The sequence below is a fragment of the Klebsiella sp. JN_Kp126 genome, from assembly GCF_033843325.1.
GTDB lineage: Bacteria > Pseudomonadota > Gammaproteobacteria > Enterobacterales > Enterobacteriaceae > Klebsiella > Klebsiella michiganensis.
This window is the reverse complement of record NZ_JAWXQV010000093.1, coordinates 21,363-44,393: the sequence shown is the minus strand read 5'-3', so window position 1 is coordinate 44,393 and position 23,031 is coordinate 21,363. Positions and strand designations below refer to the sequence as shown.

Here is a 23,031-nt window from a genome sequence, read left to right as displayed (position 1 = left end):
CGCATGTTGAAAATTCTCTTACTCTTCGCGCTGCTGCTTGCCGGGATCGTGGTCGGTCCGATGATCGCGGGTCATCAGGGCTACGTCCTGATCCAGACCGATAATTACAACATTGAAACCAGCGTCACCGGGTTAGCGATCATCATGATCCTCACCATGGTAGTGCTGTTTGCCATTGAGTGGCTGCTGCGGCGCATTTTCCGCACTGGCGCACATACCCGCGGCTGGTTCGTGGGCCGCAAGCGTCGCCGCGCGCGTAAGCAAACCGAGCAGGCGCTGCTGAAGCTGGCGGAGGGCGATTATCAGCAGGTTGAGAAGCTGATGGCGAAAAATGCCGATCACGCTGAGCAGCCCGTTGTGAACTACCTGCTGGCGGCAGAAGCCGCCCAGCAGCGTGGCGATGAAGCCCGCGCCAACCAGCATCTGGAGCGCGCGACAGAGCTCGCCGGCGACGACCTGATACCTGTCGAAATCACCCGCGTACGCCTGCAGCTGGCGCGTAATGAAAACCACGCCGCCCGCCACGGCATCGACAAGCTGCTGGAGATCACGCCGCGTCATCCGGAGGTCCTGCGCCTCGCCGAGCAGGCCTACATTCGTACCGGCGCCTGGAATTCGCTGCTGGATATCATTCCATCAATGGCGAAAGCCAACGTCAGCGATGAAGAGCACCGTGCCGAACTGGAACAGCTGGCGTGGATTGGCCTGATGGATAAAACGCTGGCCGACGGCGGCAGCGAAGGTCTGCGCGACTGGTGGAAAAGCCAGAACCGAAAAACCCGCAGCCAGGTGGCGCTACAGGTGGCAATGGCTAATCGCCTTATCGAAAGCGACGACCATGATACCGCGCAGCAGATTATTATCGAAGGTCTGAAAAAGCACTACGACGATCGTCTGGTGATGCCGATCCCGCGGCTGAAAACGAATAATCCGGAACAGCTGGAAAAGGTGCTGCGCCAGCAGATCAAAACGGTCGGCGACCGTCCGCTGCTGTGGAGTACGCTGGGACAATCGCTCATGCGTCACGGCGAGTGGCAGGAAGCCAGCATCGCGTTCCGCGCAGCGCTCAAGCAGCGCCCGGATGCGTTTGACTACGCGTGGCTGGCCGATACTCTTGACCGCCTGCATCAGCCGGAAGAAGCGGCGACGATGCGTCGCGACGGCCTGCTGTTAACCCTGCAAAACAACCCGCAGCAGTAATGCCCTTCTCGCCTCCATCGGGGGCGAGAATCTCTTCTCTTCCCGCCTGAGCGTTTCTCTATCCCTGAAAAGAAAAAAACGCCTGCTCTGAAACCAGGGCAGGCGTTAAAACAGGTCTGTTTGACAACAAATTGGGTGCTTCACTCAACGTAGTGTCCATGGTGTTTGATGAGGCTATATGGCTTCATCCTTCACGCTGTCTCTTCGTTGGCTGCACACGCTCACCCCAGTCACTTACCTTTGTAAGCTCCTGGAGATTCCCGTGCTGGCCGTCTCGACACATCATGAATGATTTAGCATATAAAATGCGACATCTGTCAGTGGACGATAAGCACCGTAAAACGGCTCTGCATCATTCCTGAGTTTATGAGGCACTAAGGCGAACATAAGAGATGGAATGAGCATCTACCCGTTTATTATCGCACAGGATCGGTAGAAAATGCATCTATCCGCACAAGGAATTGGGACTATTCTGGACAATAAATCGCATGCTGATTAGCGAGATATTTTTTGCGATATCAGGGAGATAGGAACGTTTTTGCAGAAGCGGAAAACAAAAAACCCCGCCGAAGCGGGGTTCAAAATTGGTCGGCGAGAGAGGATTCGAACCTCCGACCCACTGGTCCCAAACCAGTTGCGCTACCAAGCTGCGCTACTCGCCGATGTACTGCTTTTTTGAATTTTTAGTTCAATTCTTTATAAAGTCGTGGTGCGAGGGGGGGGACTTGAACCCCCACGTCCGTAAGAACACTAACACCTGAAGCTAGCGCGTCTACCAATTCCGCCACCTTCGCAATATCACAACTTTCTAAATAATGGGGTGGCTAATGGGATTCGAACCCACGACAACTGGAATCACAATCCAGGGCTCTACCAACTGAGCTATAGCCACCACTGCAAATCTTTTACGCGGTATTGAAACCACCGCAGCTCCAGCACCGGGTAAATGGTGCGCCCGACAGGATTCGAACCTGAGACCTCTGCCTCCGGAGGGCAGCGCTCTATCCAGCTGAGCTACGGGCGCTTAGCGCCGTTGCGGGGTCGGATAATACGGACTTCCTACCCCGCTGTCTAGTGCCTTTTTAAAGAAAATTATTGTTTGCTCATGCTTTGTGCGTTTTGTTGCTTATTGCGCCACATTATCAACATTTCCGCGTCGGCCAAGGCCAAATACCTTATAAATAAGCGTCACGGCGGCGAGGAAAATCATTCCGACAAAGAGCGACATACGCGTATCGTCGTTAAATCCCATCCCTATCAGCACGCAAATCAGGAACGCCATGGTCAAATAGTTCGCCCACGGGAACAGCAGCGAGCGAAACGGATGGCTGGCCATCGCGTCTTTATGCACGAGACGAAAACGCAGCTGGCTAATCAGAATCACAAACCACGGCACCATCCCCGGCAGCACGCTGGCGCTGTAGACGTAGACGAAAACTCGCTGTGGATTAGGGATAATGTAGTTCAGGCACGAGCCGACCAGCAGAATCAGGATCGACAGCGCCACGCCCGCTGACGGCACGCCGTTGCGCGAAACTTTGGCGATGGCCGCGGGCAGCTGACGGTTTTTTGCCAGCGCGTAGAGCATGCGGCCGCAGCTGTACATGCCGCTGTTACAGCCGGAAAGCGCCGCCGTGAGCACCACAAAGTTAATAATGCCCGCCGCCGCGGTGATGCCGATTTTGGCAAAGGTCAGTACGAACGGACTGCCGTTGGAGCCAATTTGATCCCACGGGAAAATAGTGACGATCACAAAAATCGCCCCTACATAGAAAATCAGGATTCGCCACAGCACCTTGCCAACCGCGCTACGCAGCGTAACCTGCGGGTTCTTCGCTTCACCGGCGGTAATCCCGATAAGCTCGACGCCCTGATAAGACGCGACCACGATGCACAGCGCCGTCAGGAAGCCCTTCCAGCCGCCGGCGAAGAAGCCACCGTGCTCGGTCAGATTACCAAAGCCAATGGCGTGCCCGCCGTTGCCAAAGCCAAAGAAAATAACGCCCAGCCCCACCACGATCATCACAATAATGGTGGTGACCTTAATCATGGCAAACCAGAATTCAATTTCGCCGTACAGCCGTACCGCCGCGAGGTTCGCCAGCGCCACCAGCCCGACGGCAATCAGCGCCGGTATCCACTGCGCCATATCCGGGAACCAGAACTGCACATAAACCCCGATAGCCGTAATCTCCGATATCCCGACCGCCATCCACATAAACCAGTAGGACCAGGCGGTGAGATAGCCGAAAAATGGGCTCATATAGCGGTGTGCGTAAACGGCGAACGATCCGGTTACCGGTTCGAGGAACAGCATTTCGCCCATCGAACGCATGATGAAGAAGACAAAGAGCCCGGCGATAATATACGCCAGCAGAACTGAAGGTCCGGCCCACTTCAGCGTACTGGCCGCGCCCATAAATAACCCGACGCCAATTGTCCCACCAAGAGCGATTAGCTCAATGTGCCGCGCCTCCAGTCCCCGCTGAAGTTCCGCTTTTTTCTCAGTCATATAGCCTCTTGTGTTTGCCCTGCTCCGGGTTTAAGCGCATCCCAACAGGGATGTGTCTATGCCGGTTATTTTTATTGAATGAATAGCCCTGCCTGCGCGACGGTAAACTGACCGTCGCGTTTTAAGCATGCGAATGGTTAATGAATTTGAGGGAAATGGCAAATAAAGTATCAGGCGAGTGAAGACATTACACAGAATACCCAGGTAAACCCGCCCGCTTGCAGTGGAATGTCACAGCTTATCGGTGTAATGCCAGCGTAAATAGCGCAGCAGGCGCGCCTGCCTTTTTATGCGGCTCGGCTGCGAAACCAGGCGATAGAACCACTCCAGACCCAGGTCCTGCCAGAACTTCGGTGCCCGCTGAACGTGGCCGGTAAAAACATCGTAGGTGCCGCCCACGCCCATATACAGCGCCTGCGGATAAACGTCCCGACAGTCGCGCATCAGGATCTCCTGACGCGGCGAGCCCATCGCCACCGTGACGATCTTCGCCCCGCTATCGCGGATACGCTCAAATAGCGCCTGACGCTGGTCAGCGGCAAAATAACCATCCTGGCTTCCAACGATATTCACGTTCCAGCGCTGGCGAAGCTGCTGCTCCGTCTGCGCGAGCACCTCGGGCTTGCCGCCGATCAGAAATACCGGCGTTCCCTGAGCGCCTGCGCGCGCCATCAGGGCTTCCCATAAATCGGCTCCGGCGACGCGCGACACCTGAGCCTGAGGGTATTTTTTACGTAATGAACGTACTACGCTGATGCCATCAGCGTATTTGAATTCTGCCGCTTCAATCAGCGCCCGGACCTCGGGGCTGTCTTCTACCGCCAGCATCTTCTCTGCATTAATCGCCACCAGCGTTCCCGTGCGGATCTCACCATCGGCGTACAGATAATCCAGAGCGTGTTGCATATCGCGCCAACCAATGAGTTGTAGCCCTCTCAGCAGGTACAACGGCGCGGATGTGGTCTCAGTCATGTACACCCTTATCAGACTTGAGGTTGCGTCAGCGGTTTGGCCCGCCGGTGAATCAGCCCCACGCTATCCAGGAACCAGTACAGCAGTTTTGCCGCCAGCAGGCAGATCCCAAAGATAACGAGGAAAAAAACCACGCGAGAGCCAAATGAATCCAGCCCTTCACGCGCCAGCACGATCATGTTGAAGATAGCGCCAAAACAGAAACTGTGCAGAATCGCCGCTTTATAGCGGTTCGTTTCCCGGTTGCCAAGCTCGTACAGCCAGTCAAACCATTTAATAATCAGCCCAACCGCCACCGCGCCCAGCGGGACGAACCAGACGCCGCCCATCACCACCAGCGAGCCAATCAGGGTCGGCGAAATCGCCAGACCAGAATGATTATTCAATACTTCCCAGGTGAAATAGTTCGCGGTATTGAGCACCATTGTCGGACGACCGTGCCACAACCAGCTGGGGATAAAGACGTAAAAATCCCGGATGATTGGCGCCAGCCCCTGGAACTCAATCTTGTCGTAATTTTGCAGCAACAGGGCCAGATTCTCCCACGGCGAGAAGGTGTCGCGGGTCAGATAGAGGAAAGTATAAAACGCCTCATCGCCGCTGACGTTCATGCCATAGCGCTTCAGGGCCAGCCAGAACATACCGACGATGCCCAGCACGCCCGCCGCCGCCAGCATCCACAGGCTGATCCAGCCGCGAATGATGCCGATAAACAGGAAGATGGCAAACGCGATGATGATATTCGCCCGGGTGCCGCCAACGATGGCGTAGGTCAGCAGGCCAAAGGCGACGGTGCTGACAAGGAAGAATATCCACGCTTTATAATCCTGACGCAGAAAATAGACCACCAGCATTGCCGGGATGAAAAAGTAGAAGAAGCGCTTTAGCGCCACGCCGGAGACTTCGCTGGAGAAGATCTGGCTATAGGAGTTGAGCTTGAATAACAGGAAGCCGTTATGCGCAAAGAAGATGCCGACACAAAGCAGCGCCAGCCCCAGCAAAATGCCCCAGGTGAGGTGGGTCTCCACGCGATTCATCGTAAACAGCGGACGATGCGGATGACCGTGCGTCGCCGACCGTAGCCGCGTTTTATAAGTCACGTAGTAAACCGCATAAAAGCAGACGGAAACCAGCAGGGTTTGCAGCAGAATTTCCGGCGGGGCGACCGCGACGTCAAAGCGGAACACCAGAATACTGGTCAGCGGGAAGCCAAAGAAAAACGTCAGCAGATACAGCAGCGAGAAAAAGACGTTGAAGTTGAAGCGTACGCGACGAAATTCAAAGTACGTGGCGGTGGCGATAAATAGCGTCGACAGCAGCCAGACCAGCAGCAGCCCGCTAAATTGCATTAATGTCATGCATCCACCCCCGCAGCAATTCGCAACGCTCGTCGCCAGCCCGTCAGGTAATTCGGCCGGAAGAAGGCGATTTGATTTTTATCCACGCCGGCCAGCTGGCGCTGCGCTTCACGCACAACGCTCACGTCCAGCGCATCGCTGGTAAAGAGTACCGGAATATGCTGCTCCGACATATCCTGCCAGAAGGGATTCTCCCGGTTCAGCACGCAGGGGATCCCCGCCTGAATCAGCAGGCACAGCGTGCCGATACCCTGCTGGCGGGCAAACAGGAAGTAGCCAAGATCGCAGCGGCGCAGCAGGGCAAGGTAGTCATCAAACGCCAGCTTGTCGCTCAATACCTGGAAATGCTGCGGGCTGAACAGCGCCGCGCCGGCCGCGCGGACTTCGTTGATGTAGTCGCCATTATTTGCCGGATAACCCATCGGCACGACAACGTTAACCGTATCGCCAAACTGCTGGCGAATCGCACGCAGCGCCGCAATATGCTCGTTGCTACGGTCGCCGGAATTACCCACCAGGATAGTCAGCGTGTCGCCGCGCGGCGCGCTATCGGCGAGCGAATTCAGCGCCGGATCCATGCGGGTCGGAAAGTAGAGTAGCTCTCCCGCTACGCCAGAGTGGCGGGCGGCGAACCAGCTCAGATCGCCCCGGGTCGCAAACACGCGGCCTACCCGGCCCTGCGCCAGGCGCCGCAGGGGATAAAACAGGCGAAACTTCAGGCTCGCGGAGTTCTCGTACAGATCCGCTCCCCAGATATGCCAGTTAAACTGCGCCGGGCGGATCCCGCCGCTGAGCAACGCCAGCCACAGGCCGGTATTGAACTGGCCGTGAAAGAAAAAGCGCTGCTGCCGGTTCGCCTTTGCCAGCGCGATAACCGCCTTTGCCAGCGACTTTTTCCCCGGATAGCAGCGAATGGAGAGTGCGGGATAAGCGGCGCAAATTTCTGTCGCATCACCGACGACCATAAACAGGCGAGCCTGTTCGTCATCCACGGCCAGCTCATCATTAAAGAACCGCAGCACAGTCTGGTTGTGGTGCGGGATATCCGATCCCAGTACATGTATCAGTGCTGTCATGCCCGTTTACGCCAAAGTAAAAACACGCCGCTGCAGAGGGCGAAATAAACAATATAGGTAGCCATATACGCCTGCGCCGCGCCGATTGCGCCGTGCGCCGGGATAAGCCAGTGCGAGAATGCGGTCAACAGCGTGAACTGGCTGATTTCCGTCAGAATATAAAAACGCAGCGAGGCTTTGGCGATCACCAGATAGCCATAAACATAAGCCCCGACCTTTAACACATCGCCCACCAGCTGCCAGGCAAACAGATCGCGCATTGCCGTAAAGCGGTCGGAAAACAGCAGCCAGATAGCGAAATCACGCAGCAGCCACACCGTTAAGCTCGCTGCCGCCACCGCCGGGAGGACAAATTTTAACGATTTGCCAATCTCGCGGGTGATATCCGCTTTCGCCGTCAGACGGGACAGCGTCGGTAAAAGATAAACGCTAAATGACGCGGTAATAAACTGCAAATAGGCGTCGGAGATGCTGCTCACCCCTTGCCAGATCCCCACCGCGTCCCAGCCATAGTGGGCCGCCAGCAGGTTACGCATCATCACGTAGGCGACCGGCAGCGTCACCGAGGTAATTAGCGCCATCAGGGTAAATTTCGACAGCTGCCCCGCCAGGCCGTTGTCCCAGCGCGGACGCAGCGCGCTTAGCGGAATATTGCCGCGACGCCACAGTACGATAGCAGCCGGCACCACCACCAGCGCCGGCACCAGCGCCAGCCCCAGCAATGCGCCCTGATAACCGCCAAAACGGTAGCAGGCATAGTACGCCGCCACGCCTATCAGGCTCCCGGCGATAAGCGACAGCGCATTACCCGCCGCATCGCGAAAGCCTTTCATCAGCGCTAACAGGAAATTCGCCCAGGCAATCCCCATCTGCACCAGCGCCACCAGCCGTACCAGATTCTGGTAATGTTGATGACCGAATAGCCCCTGGCTTATTGGCGCGGCCGCCAGCAGGAAGATCAGCGCCAGCAGGGTGGAGAAACCGAGTACCATCGCTGAAGCGGTGCCAACGACGTTGTTCAACTGCCGGCGATCGTCATGATGCTGCGCCACCAGCTTCGTGACGCCGTTGAATATCCCGGCCCCCGCCAGCACGCCAAGCACGGTCACCAGCTGGCGGAAGTTACCCGCCTGCCCCACGCCAGCCGGGCCGAACGACACGGCCAGCAGTTTTACCACCAGCAGACCGGCGCCGATTTTGACCAGCGTGGACGCCGCGGTCCACAGAGACGCTTTTGCCAGCGACATATCAGGAGAAATAGCTCAGCAGCGAGTTAATCACCGTGCGCTGGTTAACGTTCGACAAATTGTAGAATAACGGCAGGCGCAGCAGACGTTCGCTCTCCTGGGTCGTGTAGCGATCCGTCCCGTGGAACTCGCCGAAGTTCTCCCCGGCCGGGCAGCTGTGCAGCGGGATATAGTGGAATACCGCCAGAATTTCCGCCTCTTTCAGCCAGGCGATCAGCTTGCTGCGATCGTCAATATCGCGCAGCTTGATATAGAACATATGCGCATTTTGCCCGCAGTCGGCAGGCACGATGGGCAGATCGATACGCCCGGCGCGCGCCAGCGGCAGCAGGGCGTCGTAGTAGTTCTGCCACAGCGCCAGACGCTGCTGGTTAATCCGCTCCGCCGCTTCCAGCTGCGCCCACAGATAGGCCGCCTGTAAATCGGACATCAGGTAGCTGGAGCCGATATCGCGCCAGGTATATTTATCCACCAGGCCACGGAAAAATTGGCTGCGGTTGGTGCCTTTTTCACGAATGATCTCCGCGCGCTCTATCAGCGTGCGATCGTTAATCAGCGTTGCGCCGCCTTCACCGCCCGCGGTGTAGTTTTTGGTTTCATGGAAGCTGAAGCAGCCAATATGGCCGATAGTGCCGAGCGCCCGGCCTTTATAGGTCGACATCACGCCCTGAGCAGCATCCTCCACCACAAACAGATTATGCTTGCTGGCGATAGCCATAATGGTGTCCATCTCGCAGGCCACGCCGGCGTAGTGGACCGGTACAATCGCGCGGGTTTTCTCGGTGATGGCCGCTTCAATCAGCGTTTCATCGATATTCATGGTATCGCGACGAATATCAACGAAGACGATTTTCGCGCCGCGCAGCACAAAGGCGTTGGCGGTGGAGACGAAGGTATAGCTCGGCATAATCACTTCATCGCCCGGCTGAATATCCAGCAGCAGCGCGGCCATTTCCAGCGAAGCGGTGCAGGATGGCGTCAGCAGCGCTTTCGCGGTGCCGAAACGCTGCTCCATCCACTGCTGGCAGCGGCGGGTAAAACCGCCATCGCCGCACAGCTTGCCGCTCCCCATCGCGGACTGCATATAATCAAGCTCGGTACCCACCACCGGCGGCGCGTTAAATGGAATCATCATGTCACCTGTATAACCAGTACGCGGTGCTTTCGACATTGGCACCGCTAAGAATGTAACGTTTAAGCGCGGCGGTGTTGCCCATCTGGGTCGCCACCCGCAGTGTCGTCAGCTCGCGCAGCGCGGCCCAGCGCTGCGCCGCCTGCATTAATTCCGCTCCGGCGCCGCGTCCGGCCAGCAGGCCAATCCTCGCCTCGCGCTCGCTGAGCTGGCGCAAGGAGACAAACGCGCGAATATCGCCGTCAGGGGCGCGAAGCACCAGACACTGGTGATCGAAGGTTCCGCGCACCGCATTTTCAATCCACTGGGCATAGAAACGACCGCTGGCATCGTCGGAATACCACGGGGCGCGAAAACGGCTCTGCGCAAAGGCCAGCGCCGCCTGTTCGCGCAGCCGGGGGATATCCACCTCTGTCGCCGGCTCGGCGCCGATATCATCAGAAGCCGCGGGCGAAAGCGCAAGATCGACCTCGCCCTCCACCAGCCGGAAGCCTAATGCCTGCAGCGCATCCAGGCGCGCGGCATTATCCGCCGCGACTTTCGCCTGCACCCGCGACCATCCCGCCAGCGCTTGCACCGTCAGCGGCGGCGCATCGTCGCCAAAGCGGAGAATGGCGCTATTGACGCCGAAGAAGCGGTTTTCCCACTCAAGGGGCTCAATACTGGCGCGGGCGGGCACGGAGTAAATCCAGTAAGTATTGGCCGTAGCCGGTTTTTTCCAGTCGTTTCGCCGCTCGCTTCACGCCGTCGTCGTCCAGCCAGCCGTTGCGCCAGGCGATCTCTTCCAGGCAGGCAATCTTAAAGCCCTGACGCTTTTCCACCGTTTGCACAAACATACTGGCCTCGATCAGGCTATCGTGCGTGCCGGTATCGAGCCAGGCAAAACCGCGGCCCAGTAGCTCAACCGTTAGCGCGCCATCGTCGAGATACATTTGATTGATGGAGGTGATCTCCAGCTCGCCGCGCGCCGAGGGTTTAACCCGTTTTGCGTATTCCGCGACTTTACCGTCGTAGAAATAGAGGCCGGTTACCGCCCAGTTGGATTTGGGCTGCTTTGGCTTCTCCTCCAGCGAAATCGCGCGGAAATCGTCATCAAATTCCACCACGCCAAAGCGTTCCGGGTCCATCACCTGATAACCAAACACCGTCGCCCCGGAAGTGCGGGCCGCGACGCTGCGCAGCTTCGGGCTAAAACCCTGGCCGAAAAAGATATTATCGCCGAGCACCAGGCATGAGGGCTCACCGTTGAGGAACGCCTCGCCGATGATAAAAGCCTGCGCCAGCCCGTCCGGGCTTGGCTGCGCGGCGTAGCTTAGCTGCATGCCGAACTCCGAACCATCACCAAGCAGTCGTTGGAAATCACGCTGGTCATCCGGAGTGGTAATGATCAACACTTCGCGAATCCCGGCCAGCATCAGCACCGAGAGCGGATAGTAGATCATCGGCTTGTCGTAGATAGGTAGCAGCTGTTTTGAGACGCCGCGCGTGATCGGATGCAGGCGAGTACCCGATCCGCCTGCCAGAATAATACCTTTCATTTTTCCCCCTCAAGCGCTCAGGCATGCAGCCCCAGGCGTTCGCCCTGATAGCTGCCGTCCAGCACCTGCCGCCACCAGGATTCATTGGCCAGATACCACGCAACGGTTTTGCGCATCCCGCTGGTAAACGTTTCATCCGGCGTCCAGCCCAGCTCACGCTCTATTTTCGTCGCGTCAATGGCATAACGCAGGTCATGGCCGGGACGATCGGCAACAAAAGTGATGAGATCGCGATAGCACGCCAGGCCATCCGGCTTGTGCGGCGCCAGCTCTTCCAGCAGATCGCAAATGGTTTCTACCACCTCGATATTCTTCCGTTCATTATGGCCGCCAATATTGTAAGTTTCGCCCGGCTCACCGCGCGTTGCTACCTGATAGAGCGCCCTGGCGTGATCTTCAACGAACAGCCAGTCGCGGATCTGCTGCCCGTTGCCATAAACCGGCAGCGGTTTGCCCGCCAGCGCATTCAGGATGGTCAGCGGGATCAGTTTTTCCGGGAAATGATACGGCCCATAGTTATTCGAGCAGTTAGTGACCAGCGCCGGCAAGCCGTAGGTCCTCTGCCAGGCGCGAACCAGATGATCGCTGCTGGCTTTCGAGGCCGAATAGGGACTGCTGGGCGCATAGGCCGTTGTTTCGGTAAAAAACGCGCCGCTGTCGTGTAGATCGCCATAGACCTCATCCGTTGAGATGTGGTGGAAACGAAAGGCGGATTTTTTATCGCTCGCCAGCGTATTCCACCAGGCCCGAGCAGCTTCCAGCAGCGTATAGGTCCCGACAATGTTGGTTTCGATAAACGCCGCCGGGCCATCAATAGAGCGGTCGACGTGGCTTTCGGCAGCCAGATGCATCACCGTATCGGGCTGATAGTGGAGAAATACCCGATCCAGTTCGGCGCGATTGCAGATATCCACCCGTTCAAAAGCAAAACGCGGATCGCCGGCGACAGGCGCCAGCGACATCAGATTCCCCGCGTAGGTCAGCTTATCAATAATCACCACGTTATCGCTGGTTGCGGTAATGATTTCGCGTACCACCGCCGAACCGATGAATCCGGCGCCGCCGGTGACCAGAATCGTGCTCACCGCCACACCCCTTTGGTATCGACGATAAACTGCTGGCTAACGCTCTCCCCGCCAACCGCTTTAAATTCTTTATGATCGACCAGCATCACCAGCACATCGGCGCTCGCCAGCGCCTCGTCCAGCGACGCCAGAGCGCACAGTCCGTCGAGCTTTTTCGGCAGCTGATGAATATTTGGCTCAACGACCAGGGTTTCGCCGCCGTGCCAGCGGGCGATCTGCGCGGCAATGGCCATGGCCGGGCTTTCGCGCAGGTCATCAATATTCGGCTTAAACGCGAGGCCAAAACAGGCGATTTTTAGCTCGCTGGCGCGTTTGTTGCTGGCGGCGAGGCAGTCGGCGACCCGCGCTTTGACCTGATCGATCACCCATTCTGGTTTGTGGTCGTTGACTTCACGCGCGGTCCGGATAATCCGCGCCTGCTGCGGGTTTTGCGCCACGATAAACCACGGGTCGACCGCAATGCAGTGGCCGCCAACGCCCGGCCCCGGCTGGAGGATATTGACGCGCGGATGACGATTCGCCAGACGAATCAGTTCCCAGACGTTGATCCCCTGATCGGCGCAAATTAGCGAAAGTTCATTGGCAAAAGCGATATTAACGTCGCGGAAGCTGTTTTCAGTCAGCTTGCACATCTCGGCGGTGCGCGAGTTGGTCACCACGCATTCGCCTTCGAGGAAAATTTTATACAGCTCGCTGGCGCGGGCTGAGCAAACCGGCGACATGCCGCCAATCACGCGATCGTTTTTAATCAGCTCAACCATCACCTGCCCCGGCAACACGCGCTCCGGACAGTAGGCGATATTGACGTCCGCCGCTTCGCCAACCTGCTGCGGGAAGCTCAGATCGGGGCGCATTTCCGCCAGCCAGCCCGCCATCTGCTCGGTTGCCCCCACCGGCGAGGTGGACTCAAGGATAACCAGCGACCCTTTCTTCAGCGTCGGTGCGATAGATTTCGCCGCCGACTCGACGAAAACCATATCCGGTTCATGCAGGTCTTTAAACGGCGTCGGCACCGCAATCAGGTAAGCGTCGGCTTCTACCGGCGCGGTAGTGGCGCTCAGGTAGCCCTGCTCGACCGCCGTTTTGACGACGCTCGCCAGATCCGGCTCCACGATATGAATTTCACCACGGTTAATGGTCTCCACGGCGTGTTGATTGATATCAACGCCGACCACCCGCTTTTGCCGGGAGGCGAACGCGGCAGCGGTTGGCAGGCCAATATATCCAAGGCCAATCACTGAAATGGTAGAAAAATTCATAGCGTTACCTGATTATTTTTAAGTGCAGACAAAATACGATGACACGCATGTCCATCGCCATACGGGTTATGCGCCCGGCTCATGGCCTGATACGCGGACTCATCTTGCAGCAGGCGCGTGACCTCATTGACGATGCGCTGGCTATCGGTACCCACCAGGCACACGGTGCCCGCGCTGACCGCCTCCGGGCGCTCGGTCATTTCACGCATCACCAGCACCGGTTTCCCGAGCGAGGGAGCCTCTTCCTGGATACCGCCGGAATCGGTCAGGATCAACCACGCGCGGTTCATCAGCCAGACAAACGGCAAATAATCCTGCGGCTCAATAAGTATGACGTTCTCAACGTGGCCGAGAATGCGCTTCACCGGTTCGCTGACGTTCGGATTCAAATGCACCGGATAGACGATCTGTACGTCCGGATTGTTCGCGGCGATCTCCGCCAGCGCATGGCAGATTTGCTCGAAACCGCGGCCAAAGCTTTCCCGACGGTGTCCGGTGACCAGAATCATCTTCTTGCCGTTGGCGAGGAAGGGATAACGCTGAGTCAGCTCGTTGTGCAGGGCTCCATCGCTCAACACCCGGTCGCGCACCCAGAATAGCGCGTCAATAACCGTATTACCGGTTACCGTGATCCGATTGTCGGCGATGTTTTCCCGCAGCAGGTTCTGCCTTGAGGTTTCCGTCGGCGCAAAGTGGTACGTCGCCAGATGCCCGGTCAACGTACGGTTCCCCTCCTCCGGCCACGGCGAGCTCAGATCGCCCGTGCGCAGCCCGGCTTCCACGTGTCCTACCGGGATCCGCTGATAGAAAGCGGCCAGGCTTGCCGCCATCGTCGTGGTGGTATCACCATGCACCAGCACCACGTCTGGTTTAAACGACTCCAGCACCGGCTTTAAACCTTCAAGGATGCGACAGGTAATCTCCGTCAATCCCTGACCCGGCTGCATAATGTTAAGGTCGTATTCCGGAACAATAGAAAAAAGTTTCAACACCTGATCGAGCATCTCCCGATGCTGCGCGGTCACGCAAACTTTCGCCTCAAAATGAGGATCCTTTGCCAGCGCATGAACCAGAGGCGCCATCTTGATAGCTTCTGGTCTCGTGCCAAATACCGTTAGTACTTTCACATCGATTCTCTTCGATTAGGCGATGAAGGCGACATGTCCTTCACCACAGGCCGCATTCACTGGACACGGCGACGCGATAACGCAACGCCTGCGCCGATGAGCGCGCCCACAATCCCCCACATCACCATCAGAAACACGCGGCGCGGGCTATCGCGTTTTACCGGTTCTTCAGGCGTTCGCAAATACCTGTAAGTCTGAAAACGCGGGTCCAGGGTCGGCCCCACGTTCAACGTCGTTAACATGGCGCGGCTTTGGTCATAATCAAGATCGTACTGCGGCCCCACCGCCTGCAGATTTTCCAGCCGGGCCTGCAGCATTGGCCGCCCCAGTAAAAACAGCTCGGAATCCGGCAGCTGATCTGGTGGAATATCGGTTTCGCTGCGGGAGATGTTGTGCTGCTGCGCGACTTTCAGCGCCTGTTCCACGCTGTGCATGCGGCGATTGAAAATCTCTCGCGCCACCTCTTCCTGGCGCTTCACCTGCGCTTTCATCTGTACGGTACGCGCGGCCCAGGCGCCTTTGAGCTCATCATTCAGATGCCCTGCCGCACGCTGGCTGGCGAAAGCCACATACTGGCGCAGCAGATTGTTGGCATCAGGCGCGGTTTCTGCCGTCAGCTTCACGCTATCGTTGATGCTTTTTAGCGCATCGCCGGGCATGAACTGGATATCGTTAATCAGGTCATCCAACAGCGCGGCATCGGCGCGAGCGTTACCCGACTGGCGCTGCTTGTAGTAGTCCGTTTGCAACCAGAAGTCGCGGCGGGTATCCCACGACGCCTGCTGCATGATGAACTCTTTATATGCTTCGTCCATGACCGAAGGCTGATCGACAGAGACGAGATTGGCCTTGATATCGAGATTGCGTAAGAACTGCTGTTGTGAATAGTATCCCCCCAGCATGTTCACCGTCGGTCGGTCGGTAATCGCCGTCGCGCTCCACTCCTGACGAGCAAAAAAGGTATAAACCAGAACAATCAGTGCAAAGAGCACTGCGATACCTGCTATCCAGCTTTTTCCGGCCCATAAGGCGCGAAACAGCCCGCGAATATCCAGCTCGTTCTCAACGTTCACTGTTTGTGCTCCCGGTAATGGTTGAGTCATCACGTCCCCAGATTGACTTGGTTAATTTGGATTATTGCCGCTGTGTCGCCGTATTCTGCGTCTAATGCGCTTAACCATGCGCGCCACTTTCCAGGCGCGTTTAATGCAGTAGCCATAAAGAAAGAAGGCTAACAAAAAGAGTATTAACATCACCCATTCAGGAACAATGCGGGTGTATTCCGCCACCACGCCAACCAGGGCCAGCAGCGCGGCGGCCAGGGTGATCAGCACAAACGCCTGACGGGAAGTAAACCCGGCGCGCATGATTAAATGATGAATATGCTGACGGTCCGGGGAGAATGGGCTCATCCCTTTGCGCAGGCGACGGTACATAATCGCCACCATATCCATCAACGGAATAGCGATAATCCACAGCGCCGTGACCGGGCTGATAGGATGCGTTTTTCCCTGCGTGGTCTCCAGCAGGATCCAGATGATAGTGAAGCCAATCATGGTGCTGCCGGCATCACCCATAAAGACCTTATAGCGACGACCAAGCGCACCGAGGTTAAGTAAAATATAGGGCAAAATGGCGGCAATCATCGCAAAACACCACATCGCCAGGCTGTACTGGCCATCAAACCACAGGATAATGCCCGTTGCCGCGAAAGAGACTGACGATAGACCGCCAAGCAGCCCATCGATACCATCAACCATATTGAAGGCGTTGATCGCCGCCCAGACGGCGAACAGCGTGAGGAAGAAGCCAAAAGGGCCGAGCACCAGCTCCCATGAGCCGAATATAAAACCGAGGCTACTAAGATGAAGATTACCCACCATCATCATAATGACGGCGATAGCGGCTTGAATAACCGCGCGAATTTTTACGCTGATATCAAAGCGGTCGTCCAGCGCACCGACCAGCACGAGCACCCCGGCACATCCCAGGTATAACCGAGCGTGGGGAATGTAATAATCGGCGATAGCAAACGTAAAACAAATACCTGCGAAAACTGAAATACCACCGACTAACGGAATCAAACCCTGATGCCGTTTGCGATAGTTAGGTTTATCCACCAGCCCAACTCTTTTTGCCGCCTTGCGAGCGATAAATATAAACAGGGTGGTGAATAAGAAAATACTGATTAATTCAGTAATAGCAGTGAGTAAATTCACAACGCATGTGCTCTCAGCATAGTTAATCCGGGAAGTATAACGATGATGCCTCAACTCCAGAAGGGGCAAAGCAGAACATTACAAATTTATTGTAGAAATTTTAGACTGTTAAAGCCGTCTCTGCCTGCCATCATCCTGCGCATATCATACGTTAAGACCCATTTTGTTTTCCCTTCCTGGATCATACAAACCCGGAAAACAAAACGCCACGCAATAGCGTGGCGTTCTCTGGCGTTTTTAGCTTACGAGCGCTTCATCATGTCGAAGAAGTCATCGTTAGTTTTAGTCATCGCCAGTTTATTGATGAGGAATTCCATCGCGTCGATCTCACCCATCGGGTGAATGATTTTACGCAGGATCCACATCTTCTGCAGCTCTTCCTGAGTGGTGAGCAGCTCTTCTTTACGGGTACCGGAACGGTTGTAGTCGATAGCCGGGAAGACGCGTTTTTCTGCGATCTTACGAGAGAGGTGAAGCTCCATGTTACCGGTGCCTTTAAACTCTTCGTAGATAACTTCGTCCATTTTAGAACCGGTATCGATCAGCGCCGTAGCGATAATCGTCAGGCTGCCGCCCTCTTCCACGTTACGCGCGGCACCGAAGAAACGCTTCGGACGATGCAGGGCGTTGGCGTCCACACCACCGGTCAACACTTTACCGGAAGCCGGGACGACGGTGTTGTAGGCACGCGCCAGACGGGTAATGGAGTCGAGCAGGATGATAACGTCTTTCTTATGCTCAACCAGACGCTTCGCTTTCTCGATAACCATCTCGGCAACCTGAACGTGGCGAGATGCCGGCTCGTCAAAGGTAGAAGCGACAACTTCACCTTTAACCAGACGCTGCATCTCGGTCACTTCTTCCGGACGTTCGTCGATCAGCAGTACCATCAGAACGCAATCAGGATGGTTGTACGCAATGCTCTGCGCGATGTTCTGCAGCAGCATGGTTTTACCGGCCTTCGGCGGCGCAACAATCAGACCACGCTGGCCGCGGCCGATCGGCGATGCCAGATCCAGGACGCGAGCGGTTAAGTCTTCCGTTGAGCCGTTACCACGCTCCATACGCAGACGTGAATTTGCGTGCAGAGGGGTTAAGTTCTCGAACAGAATCTTGTTACGCGCGTTTTCCGGCTTATCGTAGTTAACTTCGTTAACTTTCAACAACGCAAAGTAACGCTCACCCTCTTTAGGAGGACGAATCTTACCGGAAATGGTGTCACCAGTGCGGAGGTTGAAGCGGCGGATTTGGCTGGGGGATACGTAGATGTCGTCGGGACCGGCGAGGTAGGAGCTGTCTGCTGAACGGAGGAAACCAAATCCATCCTGCAGTATCTCCAGTACGCCATCGCCAAAGATATCCTCGCCACTCTTCGAATGCTGCTTGAGGATGGCAAAAATAATATCCTGCTTACGCATACGGGCCAGGTTTTCCAGCCCCATATTTTCGCCGAGAGTAATCAGCTCAGAAACCGGCGTATTCTTTAATTCGGTAAGATTCATAATGGTGTGGGTTCTTAAACTCGGGGTAATTCTCGAACTTAATGTTGTGAATGGTATGGCAGGAACATCCATGCCTGTTAACGGCCTTCATCTCGTGTCTGTACGTTGCCTGGTCACAGGAAAGAACGCAGAACTGAAACGACTAAACGGAATGAGTGATAAGCCCGGATTATAAGCCTCACGCGCATTTTTGCGGGACGCTTTGGGTAAAACAAGATTCAAACAAAGGTATGTTTAAAACGAAGTCTGAGATTAACTTAGCACGACTCTCGCCGGGCGTCCAGAGATCCGCAAAAAATTGGACGCTGGACGCCGGGAGAACAAGCCGCTTACGCCAGGTTGGCGTCGAGGAACTCTTTCAGCTGTCCTTTGGACAGCGCGCCAACTTTGGTCGCTGCCACTTCGCCATTTTTGAACAGCAGCAGGGTCGGGATGCCGCGAATGCCGTATTTCGGCGCAGTACCCGGGTTCTGATCGATGTTCAGTTTCGCAATGGTCAGTTTGCCCTGATACTCTTCAGCGATCTCATCCAGAATCGGGGCGATCATTTTGCACGGACCACACCACTCTGCCCAGAAATCGACGAGGGTTAGCCCGTCAGCCTTGAGTACGTCCGTGTCAAAACTGTCGTCAGTCAGGTGAATAATTTTATCGCTCATATTTAACTCCACAGGAATAAGCCTGGTGTGTTGGTGTCGCGGCCATCAACGACGTGTCGATGCTACGTTATGCACGCTGTTCTTCAGAATGCCTCTTTTATCTCTCTGCATCACAATGCCCATCATGAACTTTGCCCCGCAAAAGATAAAGCAACCAGCGTTCAAACCGGCTTATCGCAGATTTGTCACCCTCGCCTCGCTTAGTAGTCTAAGCTTTCGAAGATTCGTTCAGTTGCCGCAGACGCACCTTGAATAATTTCATACATAGCCAACGAAAGGTTGACGTTATTTCACCGGATACGCTTTCTTAATGCAATAGTTAGCTGATATTCTACCACACTATGAGCAAAACACATTTAACAGAACAGAAGTTTTCCGACTTCGCCCTGCACCCGGCAGTGATTGAAGCCCTTGAAAAGAAAGGGTTTCATAATTGTACACCCATTCAGGCACTCGCCCTCCCGCTTACGCTGGAAGGTCGCGATGTCGCCGGGCAGGCGCAAACCGGTACCGGTAAAACGATGGCGTTTCTGACGTCAACGTTTCATTATCTTCTCACTCACCCGGCGATCGCTGACCGCCAGGTCAACCAGCCGCGCGCGCTGATCATGGCGCCGACGCGTGAACTGGCGGTTCAGATCCACGCTGACGCCGAACCGCTGGCGCAGGCTACCGGTCTGAAACTCGGCCTGGCTTACGGCGGCGACGGCTACGATAAGCAGCTGAAAGTGCTGGAAAGCGGCGTGGATATTCTGATCGGTACCACCGGTCGCCTTATCGACTACGCCAAACAGAACCATATTAACCTCGGCGCCATTCAGGTTGTCGTGCTTGACGAAGCCGATCGCATGTACGATCTCGGCTTTATTAAAGATATCCGTTGGCTGTTCCGCCGTATGCCGCCAGCGAATCAGCGCCTGAACATGCTGTTCTCTGCCACCCTTTCTTATCGCGTCCGTGAACTGGCGTTCGAACAAATGAACAACGCCGAGTACGTCGAAGTTGAGCCTGAGCAGAAAACGGGCCACCGTATTAAAGAAGAGCTGTTCTATCCTTCCAACGAAGAAAAAATGCGCCTGCTGCAGACGCTGCTGGAAGAAGAGTGGCCGGATCGCGCGATTATTTTCGCCAACACCAAACATCGTTGTGAAGATATCTGGGGTCACCTGGCGGCGGACGGCCATCGCGTTGGTCTGTTAACCGGCGACGTTGCGCAGAAAAAACGCCTGCGCATTCTCGATGAATTTACCCGCGGCGATATCGACATTCTGGTCGCAACCGACGTTGCCGCCCGCGGTCTGCATATTCCGGCCGTTACGCACGTCTTTAACTACGACCTGCCGGACGATTGCGAAGACTACGTTCACCGTATTGGCCGTACCGGCCGCGCTGGCGCCAGCGGTCACTCCATCAGCCTGGCCTGTGAAGAGTACGCGCTGAATCTGCCGGCAATTGAAACCTACATCGGTCATTCAATTCCGGTCAGCAAATACAATTCGGACGCGCTGATGACTGAACTGCCCAGACCGCTACGTCTTACGCGCCCGCGCCCGGGCAACGGCCCGCGTCGTAACGGTCCGCCACGTAATCGTCGTCGTTCAGGTTAAAGCACTATGCCATACACAAAATCATTCAAGTTGCATCAAGGCCGCAGGAAAGCGAATCGCGGCAAGCTGACGCTGGTAAGTGATTCGGGTAAGAGAACGCAGCCTACACAGAGGCAACTTGAAGGATGAAGTGTATGAGCTCCACCTCGCTCTATGCCGCTATCGATCTTGGCTCCAATAGCTTTCATATGTTGGTTGTACGCGAGGTTGCCGGAAGCATCCAGACCCTGAGTCGTATCAAACGCAAAGTCCGTCTGGCCGCTGGACTCAGCGGCGACAATACGCTCTCGGCGGAAGCCATGGAGCGCGGCTGGCAATGTTTACGCCTGTTTGCCGAGCGTTTGCAGGATATCCCCCCGACGCAAATCCGCGTGGTCGCCACAGCGACGCTGCGCCTGGCGGTTAACGCCGGTGACTTTCTGGAGAAAGCGCGGGAAATCCTCGGCTGCGCGGTTCAGGTTATCAGCGGTGAAGAGGAAGCGCGCCTGATTTATCAGGGCGTTGCGCATACAACAGGCGGCGCAGATCAGCGTCTGGTCGTGGATATTGGCGGCGCCAGCACCGAACTGGTTACCGGTACCGGTGCGCAAACCACCTCGCTTTTCAGCCTGTCCATGGGCTGCGTGACCTGGCTGGAACGCTACTTTGCCGATCGCAGCCTGACCAAAGAGAACTTTGACCAGGCCGAAACCGCCGCGCGTGAAGTTTTGCGTCCCGTCGCCGATGTGCTGCGCTATCACGGCTGGAAAGTGTGCGTCGGGGCATCCGGTACGGTTCAGGCGTTACAGGAAATCATGATGGCGCAGGGGATGGATGAACGCATCACCTTAGCCAAGCTACAGCAGCTCAAACAGCGCGCCATTCAGTGCGGTCGTCTGGAAGAGCTGGAGATCGAAGGCCTGACGCTTGAACGGGCGCTCGTCTTTCCCAGCGGGCTGGCGATTCTTATGGCCATCTTCAGCGAGCTGAATATTCAGTGTATGACGCTCGCCGGCGGCGCGCTGCGTGAAGGTCTGGTCTATGGCATGCTGCACCTGTCGATCGATCAGGATATTCGCAGTCGTACCTTACGCAATATTCAGCGCCGGTTTCTGGTTGATACTGAACAGGCACAGCGCGTTGCCCAACTGGCCGCCCATTTCGTTCATCAGGTGGAAAACAGCTGGGAAATTGAGCCGCTATGCTTCGATTTGCTGCAAAGTGCCTGCCAGCTGCATGAAATTGGTCTGAGCGTGGAGTACAAGCAGGCCCCCCTGCACGCCGCCTGGCTGGTGCGCAATCTTGACCTGCCCGGCTTTACCCCCGCACAAAAGAAGCTGCTGGCAACGCTGCTGTTAAACCAAACCAACGCCGTCGACCTTTCATCCATTCATCAACAAAACGCGGTGCCTCCGAGAGTCGCGGAGCATATGTGCCGTCTGCTGCGTCTGGCGATTCTGTTTGCCAGCCGCCGACGCGACGATCTGCTGCCGATGCTTACGCTGGCTGCCGAAGATGAAAATTTGACGTTAACGCTGCCGCAGGGCTGGCTGGAGAATCATCCGCTGGGCCGGGAAATGGTCGAACAGGAGTGCCAGTGGCAGAGCTACGTTCACTGGCCGCTGCGGCTTAACGAGCAGTAGTCGGCTACGATCCGCTCTCGCATAAAGCGATGGCGGGTTTTATACACCGGCCATGCCAAAGCGCTTATTGCAGCTTCACTCTGAAATCAAAATTAAAGTAATTGCTCAGGCAGAATGCGGTTCCGTACTCAAGCACCTCTCCCTGAGCATTGCGGCTTTTCAGCGTAATTTTCATCAATGGCACGCCTTGCGGCAGGTCGAGCAAATTCAGCTCTTCCGCCGAAGGAATATGCACCGTCAGTGAGTAATCCTGAAGATCGGGATAAATATCATTTTCCGCCCAGTGCGCGTACAGCGAACCTTCAAGTAGATCCGGGCGGGGTAAGAAACGCTCGGGGATAAACATGGTTTCGAGAGACACCGGGAGGGCATCGACCAGACGGACGCGTTTGATTTTCGCCACCCGATCGCCGACCGCGATCTCCAGCTCACGGGCCAGAAAATCATCCGCCGCCAGCTTTTCCCTCACCAGCCATCGGTTGGACACCGTGCCTGAATTTTGTAGCTGGGCAGAAAATCCGCCGCTGGCAAGGTTATAACTTACCGGCAGATTCACCTCGGTCCCTTTTCCGTGGCGTTTAATAACCAGCCCGGCCTCCAGCAGCGCATCAAGCGCCTTCACGACCGTCACGCGCGATAGCTCAAGCGTCTGCGACATTTTGCGTTCGGAAGGCAGGATGCTGCCGTGCGTCAGCAACCGCTCGGTCATTGCCGCTTCAATAGCTTGTTTAAGTTGAATATAAAGCGGCGCGGGAGCCTCTGCATTCAGACGCCCTTTTATATACTCAAGCAGCGATTGCGGCATAATGTCGTAGTCTTCCGGAATTCAGTGGCAGTGGATTTATCATAGTGGATCCATACTGGAATCAATAGCCCCTCATAACGTCTCCCCACCCTTTTTTAGCTTCTCACTTTT

At 56.1% G+C, this 23,031-nt stretch carries 19 protein-coding genes and 4 tRNA genes; 3 read left to right on the top strand and 20 right to left on the bottom strand.

Annotated elements, in window-relative coordinates; all coding sequences use genetic code 11:
- Nucleotides 1-3: 3 nt before the first annotated feature.
- Nucleotides 4-1,200 carry a protoheme IX biogenesis protein HemY gene (gene hemY, locus SIK97_RS25870; protein WP_004097533.1) on the top strand — a complete coding sequence of 399 codons (1,197 nt, stop codon included), beginning with the start codon at nucleotides 4-6 and terminating at the stop codon, nucleotides 1,198-1,200.
- Nucleotides 1,201-1,785: 585 nt separating this feature from the next.
- Here the strand turns inward: hemY and SIK97_RS25865 are convergent.
- From SIK97_RS25865 to trxA, 19 genes are all read right to left on the bottom strand, one after another.
- Nucleotides 1,786-1,862, bottom strand: a tRNA-Pro gene (locus SIK97_RS25865).
- Nucleotides 1,863-1,907: 45 nt separating this feature from the next.
- A tRNA-Leu gene (locus SIK97_RS25860) sits at nucleotides 1,908-1,994 on the bottom strand.
- 22 nt (nucleotides 1,995-2,016) lie between these two features.
- Nucleotides 2,017-2,092: transfer RNA gene (locus tag SIK97_RS25855), tRNA-His, on the bottom strand.
- Nucleotides 2,093-2,147: 55 nt separating this feature from the next.
- Nucleotides 2,148-2,224 (bottom strand) — tRNA-Arg (locus SIK97_RS25850).
- A gap of 102 nt (nucleotides 2,225-2,326) precedes the next feature.
- Nucleotides 2,327-3,712 carry a bifunctional threonine/serine APC transporter ThrP gene (gene thrP / locus SIK97_RS25845; protein ID WP_032720763.1) on the bottom strand — a complete coding sequence of 462 codons (1,386 nt, stop codon included), beginning with the start codon at nucleotides 3,710-3,712 and terminating at the stop codon, nucleotides 2,327-2,329.
- Between the two features lie 231 nt (nucleotides 3,713-3,943).
- Nucleotides 3,944-4,684 carry a lipopolysaccharide N-acetylmannosaminouronosyltransferase gene (gene wecG, locus SIK97_RS25840; protein WP_014227460.1) on the bottom strand — a complete coding sequence of 247 codons (741 nt, stop codon included), beginning with the start codon at nucleotides 4,682-4,684 and terminating at the stop codon, nucleotides 3,944-3,946.
- An 11-nt stretch (nucleotides 4,685-4,695) separates the two neighbouring features.
- Nucleotides 4,696-6,042, bottom strand: a complete 1,347-nt coding sequence (gene wzyE, locus SIK97_RS25835; protein ID WP_014227459.1) for an ECA oligosaccharide polymerase — start codon at nucleotides 6,040-6,042, stop codon at nucleotides 4,696-4,698.
- Nucleotides 6,039-7,118 carry a TDP-N-acetylfucosamine:lipid II N-acetylfucosaminyltransferase gene (locus SIK97_RS25830; RefSeq protein ID WP_049102521.1) on the bottom strand — a complete coding sequence of 360 codons (1,080 nt, stop codon included), beginning with the start codon at nucleotides 7,116-7,118 and terminating at the stop codon, nucleotides 6,039-6,041. Before SIK97_RS25830 ends, wzyE begins: the two co-directional genes overlap by 4 nt.
- On the bottom strand, nucleotides 7,115-8,365 hold the full coding sequence (wzxE, locus tag SIK97_RS25825) for a lipid III flippase WzxE (protein WP_014227457.1): 1,251 nt from the start codon (nucleotides 8,363-8,365) through the stop codon (nucleotides 7,115-7,117). Before wzxE ends, SIK97_RS25830 begins: the two co-directional genes overlap by 4 nt.
- 1 nt (nucleotide 8,366) lies before the next feature.
- Nucleotides 8,367-9,497 (bottom strand): dTDP-4-amino-4,6-dideoxygalactose transaminase, encoded by a 1,131-nt coding sequence (gene rffA / locus SIK97_RS25820; protein WP_004097526.1) that lies wholly within the window; start codon nucleotides 9,495-9,497, stop codon nucleotides 8,367-8,369.
- 4 nt (nucleotides 9,498-9,501) lie between these two features.
- The gene (gene rffC / locus SIK97_RS25815) at nucleotides 9,502-10,176 is read right to left on the bottom strand and encodes a dTDP-4-amino-4,6-dideoxy-D-galactose acyltransferase (protein WP_057173031.1); all 675 of its coding nucleotides are present in this window, start codon (nucleotides 10,174-10,176) and stop codon (nucleotides 9,502-9,504) included.
- Nucleotides 10,154-11,035, bottom strand: coding sequence for a glucose-1-phosphate thymidylyltransferase RfbA (gene rfbA / locus SIK97_RS25810; protein WP_032747344.1), 882 nt, complete (start codon nucleotides 11,033-11,035; stop codon nucleotides 10,154-10,156). Before rfbA ends, rffC begins: the two co-directional genes overlap by 23 nt.
- 17 nt (nucleotides 11,036-11,052) lie before the next feature.
- Nucleotides 11,053-12,120, bottom strand: coding sequence for a dTDP-glucose 4,6-dehydratase (rffG, locus tag SIK97_RS25805; protein ID WP_032747342.1), 1,068 nt, complete (start codon nucleotides 12,118-12,120; stop codon nucleotides 11,053-11,055).
- The gene (gene wecC / locus SIK97_RS25800) at nucleotides 12,117-13,379 is read right to left on the bottom strand and encodes a UDP-N-acetyl-D-mannosamine dehydrogenase (protein WP_032747340.1); all 1,263 of its coding nucleotides are present in this window, start codon (nucleotides 13,377-13,379) and stop codon (nucleotides 12,117-12,119) included. Before wecC ends, rffG begins: the two co-directional genes overlap by 4 nt.
- Nucleotides 13,376-14,506, bottom strand: a complete 1,131-nt coding sequence (wecB, locus tag SIK97_RS25795; RefSeq protein ID WP_071846046.1) for a non-hydrolyzing UDP-N-acetylglucosamine 2-epimerase — start codon at nucleotides 14,504-14,506, stop codon at nucleotides 13,376-13,378. The genes wecC and wecB overlap by 4 nt, the downstream gene beginning before the upstream one ends.
- Before the next feature lie 56 nt (nucleotides 14,507-14,562).
- Entirely contained in the window at nucleotides 14,563-15,609 is a 1,047-nt protein-coding gene (gene wzzE / locus SIK97_RS25790) for an ECA polysaccharide chain length modulation protein (protein ID WP_014227454.1), read from the bottom strand.
- Between the two features lie 21 nt (nucleotides 15,610-15,630).
- Nucleotides 15,631-16,725, bottom strand: coding sequence for a UDP-N-acetylglucosamine--undecaprenyl-phosphate N-acetylglucosaminephosphotransferase (gene wecA, locus SIK97_RS25785; RefSeq protein ID WP_004097511.1), 1,095 nt, complete (start codon nucleotides 16,723-16,725; stop codon nucleotides 15,631-15,633).
- A gap of 242 nt (nucleotides 16,726-16,967) precedes the next feature.
- Nucleotides 16,968-18,227, bottom strand: coding sequence for a transcription termination factor Rho (gene rho, locus SIK97_RS25780; RefSeq protein WP_002883293.1), 1,260 nt, complete (start codon nucleotides 18,225-18,227; stop codon nucleotides 16,968-16,970).
- A 329-nt stretch (nucleotides 18,228-18,556) separates the two neighbouring features.
- Entirely contained in the window at nucleotides 18,557-18,886 is a 330-nt protein-coding gene (trxA, locus tag SIK97_RS25775) for a thioredoxin TrxA (protein ID WP_004097507.1), read from the bottom strand.
- Nucleotides 18,887-19,227: 341 nt separating this feature from the next.
- Here trxA and rhlB point away from each other — a divergent pair, with 341 nt between their 5' ends.
- Nucleotides 19,228-20,493, top strand: a complete 1,266-nt coding sequence (gene rhlB, locus SIK97_RS25770) for an ATP-dependent RNA helicase RhlB (RefSeq protein WP_004127388.1) — start codon at nucleotides 19,228-19,230, stop codon at nucleotides 20,491-20,493.
- A gap of 125 nt (nucleotides 20,494-20,618) precedes the next feature.
- Complete coding sequence (gene gppA / locus SIK97_RS25765; protein ID WP_162934416.1) at nucleotides 20,619-22,115, top strand: guanosine-5'-triphosphate,3'-diphosphate diphosphatase; 1,497 nt, start codon at nucleotides 20,619-20,621, stop codon at nucleotides 22,113-22,115.
- Nucleotides 22,116-22,179: 64 nt separating this feature from the next.
- Here gppA and SIK97_RS25760 read toward each other — a convergent pair whose 3' ends face one another.
- Complete coding sequence (locus SIK97_RS25760) at nucleotides 22,180-22,920, bottom strand: GntR family transcriptional regulator (protein WP_032720758.1); 741 nt, start codon at nucleotides 22,918-22,920, stop codon at nucleotides 22,180-22,182.
- Nucleotides 22,921-23,031: the final 111 nt, after the last annotated feature.

Excerpts from the sequence above, each read along its gene's own strand:
- rho (WP_002883293.1), bottom strand. The coding sequence starts at position 18,227 with ATGAATCTTACCGAATTAAAGAATACGCCGGTTTCTGAGCTGATTACT.
- thrP (WP_032720763.1), bottom strand. The coding sequence starts at position 3,712 with ATGACTGAGAAAAAAGCGGAACTTCAGCGGGGACTGGAGGCGCGGCAC.
- wzzE (WP_014227454.1), bottom strand. The coding sequence starts at position 15,609 with ATGACTCAACCATTACCGGGAGCACAAACAGTGAACGTTGAGAACGAG.
- rhlB (WP_004127388.1), top strand. The coding sequence starts at position 19,228 with ATGAGCAAAACACATTTAACAGAACAGAAGTTTTCCGACTTCGCCCTG.
- SIK97_RS25830 (WP_049102521.1), bottom strand. The coding sequence starts at position 7,118 with ATGACAGCACTGATACATGTACTGGGATCGGATATCCCGCACCACAAC.
- wzyE (WP_014227459.1), bottom strand. The coding sequence starts at position 6,042 with ATGACATTAATGCAATTTAGCGGGCTGCTGCTGGTCTGGCTGCTGTCG.
- hemY (WP_004097533.1), top strand. The coding sequence starts at position 4 with ATGTTGAAAATTCTCTTACTCTTCGCGCTGCTGCTTGCCGGGATCGTG.
- trxA (WP_004097507.1), bottom strand. The coding sequence starts at position 18,886 with ATGAGCGATAAAATTATTCACCTGACTGACGACAGTTTTGACACGGAC.
- rffA (WP_004097526.1), bottom strand. The coding sequence starts at position 9,497 with ATGATTCCATTTAACGCGCCGCCGGTGGTGGGTACCGAGCTTGATTAT.
- rfbA (WP_032747344.1), bottom strand. The coding sequence starts at position 11,035 with ATGAAAGGTATTATTCTGGCAGGCGGATCGGGTACTCGCCTGCATCCG.
- gppA (WP_162934416.1), top strand. The coding sequence starts at position 20,619 with ATGAAGTGTATGAGCTCCACCTCGCTCTATGCCGCTATCGATCTTGGC.
- wzxE (WP_014227457.1), bottom strand. The coding sequence starts at position 8,365 with ATGTCGCTGGCAAAAGCGTCTCTGTGGACCGCGGCGTCCACGCTGGTC.
- SIK97_RS25760 (WP_032720758.1), bottom strand. The coding sequence starts at position 22,920 with ATGCCGCAATCGCTGCTTGAGTATATAAAAGGGCGTCTGAATGCAGAG.
- wecC (WP_032747340.1), bottom strand. The coding sequence starts at position 13,379 with ATGAATTTTTCTACCATTTCAGTGATTGGCCTTGGATATATTGGCCTG.
- wecG (WP_014227460.1), bottom strand. The coding sequence starts at position 4,684 with ATGACTGAGACCACATCCGCGCCGTTGTACCTGCTGAGAGGGCTACAA.